General features: G+C 64.4%; 2 protein-coding genes and 1 pseudogene. All 3 read left to right on the forward strand.

What is annotated here, in order from left to right; all coding sequences use genetic code 11:
- A pseudogene (locus tag ENZ75_RS22770) lies at positions 1-2,507 on the forward strand (hypothetical protein); the annotation flags it as partial.
- A gap of 222 nt (positions 2,508-2,729) precedes the next feature.
- The gene (rpe, locus tag ENZ75_RS22775) at positions 2,730-3,407 is read left to right on the forward strand and encodes a ribulose-phosphate 3-epimerase (RefSeq protein WP_063169678.1); all 678 of its coding nucleotides are present in this window, start codon (positions 2,730-2,732) and stop codon (positions 3,405-3,407) included.
- Positions 3,408-3,809: 402 nt separating this feature from the next.
- The coding region (locus tag ENZ75_RS22780; protein ID WP_164887940.1) for a GntR family transcriptional regulator at positions 3,810-4,360 on the forward strand (551 nt) is incomplete at its 3' end.

The raw sequence follows: 4,360 nt of genomic DNA on the forward strand, positions 1-4,360 counted from the left end.
GACCTGCGCCTATCCGGTGACCACGCTCAATCCGGGGGCCTCCGTCGGCCTCAAGCTCGGCTTCAAGCCGGCCGGAGGCTGGCAAGGCGGTGCTTTACGCAACTGCGCCACCTACAATTATGGCGCCAGCGGCAAGCCGCTGTTCGGCAGCCAGTCGAACGATCGCGGCTGTGCCTCGATCCCGATCTGCCGGCGCGGCGACCGTGACCGCGACTGCCGGCCGCCGGTGGAGAAGAAGGTCGACCTGATCCTGAAGAAGCGTGCCCGCGTCCCGGTCTGCTCGGCCGACGGCATCTGCACCTTCGTGATCGACATCATCAACAACGGCAGCGCCACCTACAATGGACCGCTGACGGTCATCGACAATTATCCCGGCGGCGCGCCGTCGTCCTCGACCTTCGGCCCGAACCCGCCCTGGACATGCGGACCGAACGGCCCCGGCCAGTTCCGTTGCGACAATGCCGGCATCTCGCTGCCTGCGGGCGCCTCGACGCCGATCTTCGTGAAGGCGGTCATGCCGGCCGGCTACCAGTCGGACACTGTCGAGAATTGCGCTGAGGTGAAGCCCATCCCCGGGGAAAACGACCTCACCAACAACAAGGCCTGCGCCAAGGAACGCTTCCGTCATCCCAATGGCGGCAAGCCGACCCTGCGCATCACCAAGGTGTGCAACGGCTCGCTCGCCGGTGCCGCGGTCGTCTCTTGCCGCATCACCGTCACCAGCCTTGGCACCGCTGCCCCCACCGGTCCGGTGCGGGTCAACGATGCCGCCACGCTGGTGGCCGGCGGCGCGCCCGTCCAGATCCAGACCGTCACCCCCGACGGCGCGGAATGGGCGTGCGGACCGGTTCCGGCCAATGCGCTGTCGTGCCAGATTCCCGGTGCCGTCATGACACCTGGAACCAGCCGCCACTTCGACGTGACGGTCTCGGCGAATGGCGCGTTCGAAAACTGCGCGCGCGGCTCCTATGGGCCTGCGCCGGGCGACGACGTCGTCTATCCCTTTGGCCAGGCCTGCGCCAAGGGCGGCGGTTCTTCGACCATCCGTGTCGAAAAGACCGGCGACCGCGAATGCAGGCTCGGCCAACCCTGCTCGTTCGAGATCACCATCATCAATGACGGAGCGACCGCCTTCTCCGGGCCGGTCCGCATCGGCGATGCGATCGGCGTGGAGGGGCTCGGCAGGCTGGAAGGCGTTGAGATCACCTCGATCGATCCGCCCTTCGGCTGCTCGCCGGAACCGGCAACCTTGCCTGCGTCCTGCATTGCCAACCTGACGCTCGGCGCCGGCGAAAGCCGGGTACACCATGTCACCGTGGTCATTCCCGACGACGGCCGCCTGGCCAATCTGCAGGGCAATGTCAGCGGCCAGAATTGCGTCGGCGTGCTGTCTCCCGACACACGGGTGCAGGGCGGTGGCGACGTGCTTGGCGGCGATCAGACCAATGTGCAGGGCGATCGCGGCAAGGCCTATGCCTGCCATCCCTTCACCATTAGCCAGGAGACGAGGAAGGAATGCTCGCAAGGCTTCGTCATGAACGATGCCGGCCGCTGCGTTTGCCCCGAAGGCACCACCTACCGCAACGGCCAGTGCTCGCCGGGCGGTGGTATCGTGCCGAAGCCGGAACAGCCGAAACGCTGTGTGCTGCTCGAGGGCCAGATCCGCACCGAGGACGGACGCTGCGTCTGCCCACGCGGAACCGGGCTCGAGAACGGCAGGTGCGTCAGGACCGACAAGCCCGAGCAGTGCACTATCCGTGGCCAGGTCCACAATGCGGATGGCGATTGTGTTTGCCCCAGGGGAACCGAGATCAGGGGCAATGCCTGCCGCCCGATCCAGCCAAAGCCGGAGCAGTGCACGATCCGTGGCCAGGTCCACGATGCCGATGGAGACTGTGTCTGCCCGCGAGGGACCGAGGTGCGCAATGGCGCCTGCCGTCCGATCCGGCCGAAGCCTGAGCAGTGCATCATCCGTGGCCAGGTCCACGACGCGGACGGAGACTGCGTCTGCCCGCAAGGCAACGAGGTCAGAAACGGCGCCTGCCGCCCGATCCGGCCAAGGCCTGACCAGTGCACCATCCGTGGCCAGGTCCACGACGCCGACGGCAATTGTGTCTGCCCGAGGGGTACCGAGGTGCGGGGCAATGCCTGCCGGCGCAAGCAGCCGACGCAGGAGCAGTGCGACGTACGCGGCCAGGTCCACAACAAGCGCGGCGAATGTGTCTGCCCGCGCGGCACCGAGGTGATCAACGGCGCATGCCGCAGGCAGGAGGTGGAATGCGCACCGGGCTCGCAGATGATCGATGGCCAGTGCCAGCCGATCATCAGGAGGCGCTGCCCGGAAGGCACGATCGGGCGCTACCCGAACTGCCGGGCGGTCCGCGGACAACCGTCGCTGGAGCTGAACCCCGGCCTGCTGCTGCAGCAGGTGCTGCAGGCGCAGGCCGCAGGTCGAACAGCGGCAGGACCAGGTTCCAGACAGAATCCTGAAGCTCCAGCAGCAATAACCACCTGCTCGACACGAGACCAGAAACCCCGCCGGAGCAATCCGGCGGGTTTTTCTTCGCGGCTGTGGGGACAAGCGGGAATTGGCCGCAGCATGATCGCGGATAACGGCACGCGTCCCAGCCTGCGCATCGACCGCGCCTGCACCCTCGACAAGTCGGCTGCGGCGCATTAGGCAGTCGATAGGGTGGCCAACGAGAAGGACACTCGGAAAGGCCGCATCCATGAGCAGAAAGACCCTGATTGCACCATCGGTGCTGGCATCGGATTTTTCCAAACTCGGCGATGAGGTCGAAGCGGTAGCGGCAGCCGGCGCCGACTGGATACATCTCGATGTTATGGACGGGCATTTCGTGCCCAACATCACCTTTGGCCCGCCAGTGATCAAGGCGATCCGCAACCGCACCAAGGCCTTCTTCGACTGCCATCTGATGATTGCCCCGGCCGACCCCTATCTGGCCGCTTTCGCCGAGGCCGGCTGCGACGGTTTGACCGTCCATGCCGAGGCCGGCCCGCATCTTGACCGCTCGCTGCAGACCATCAGGAATCTTGGCAAGAAGGCCGGTGTGTCGCTCAATCCGGCGACGCCGGAAAGCGTGGTCGAATACGTGCTCGACCGGCTCGACCTGATCCTGATCATGACCGTCAATCCGGGCTTCGGCGGCCAGGCCTTCATCCCAGCGATCGTCGACAAGGTGAAGCGGGTCAAGGCCCTCATCGGAGGCCGGCCAATCCGAATCGAGATCGACGGCGGTGTTTCAGCCGAAACCGCGCCGCTGGTCACCGCTGCCGGCGCCGACGTGCTGGTGGCGGGCGCCGCCATCTTCAAAGGCGGCAGCGTCGAGGCTTATCGGCAGAACATCCAGGCGATCAGGACGGCAGCCGATAAGGCAGCCGATTGACCAGCAGTGTTCCCGCGTCAGCCCTGCATGCCGGCTAAGGTTCTGGTGCCGGGCGGGTTTGTGAAGCTTTTGGGGCAACGGCATCGGATGTGAGCGATTGCCTGATTCGGTTTTCAGCTCCGTCGTCTATGCCCAAAGCAGACAGTTGATCTCGCACGAATACAAAAGAACAAAAAGAACAGGTTCTCCTGCGTGCATACAAAACATGTTAAGTGCCCGCAGGTTGTGAAAAAGCGCGGAATTACAGCATTGAACTCCGAAATGCCGCATATTCCTTTGTGCTAAAGTACAATAACGTGATCTTCTGCTTGAGCAGGCGAATCTTCGCCCTGTATGGTACAAGTACGAGAAGGCGAATGCTTTCGGATCGCCCGGGACAAGTCCTGGGGACAAGGAGTCGCTTTGACATACGGAGCTGCCAATCTGAACGACGACGCTGCCGGACCGAAGAGCACGCTTGCCACTACGGTCTATCAGCAATTGCGGGACGATCTTCTCGGCGGTGTCCTTGAAGCCGAGAGCAAGCTGCGGGTCGAGTGGGTGGTCTCCAAATATGGAGCCGGCGCCTCGCCTGTCCGCGAAGCCCTCAATCGCCTCGCCTCGGAAGGGCTTCTCGGCCGGCACGACCAGCGCGGCTTCTTCATCATGCCGGTCAGCGCCTCGGAACTCGAGGAGCTGACGCGCACCCGCTGCTGGCTCGAGGAGCGAGCGCTTCGCGAATCCATCACCCACCGCACCGCCGAATGGGAAGAACAGCTCGTGCTGGCGCTGCATCGCCTGGGACGCGCGTCACGTCTGGCACCGCAGAATCTCTTCTCGCTCAATCCCGATTGGGAGAGGCTGCATCGCATCTTCCACAGGGTGCTGATTTCGGCCTGCCGGTCGCAATGGCTGGTGGGCTTTTGCGACCAGCTCTCCGATCACGCCTATCGCTACCGGCAAATGGCCAATGA

The sequence above is a fragment of the Mesorhizobium sp. M7A.F.Ca.CA.002.04.1.1 genome (assembly GCF_004022805.1).
In the GTDB taxonomy this organism is placed as follows: Bacteria; Pseudomonadota; Alphaproteobacteria; order Rhizobiales; family Rhizobiaceae; genus Mesorhizobium; species Mesorhizobium ciceri.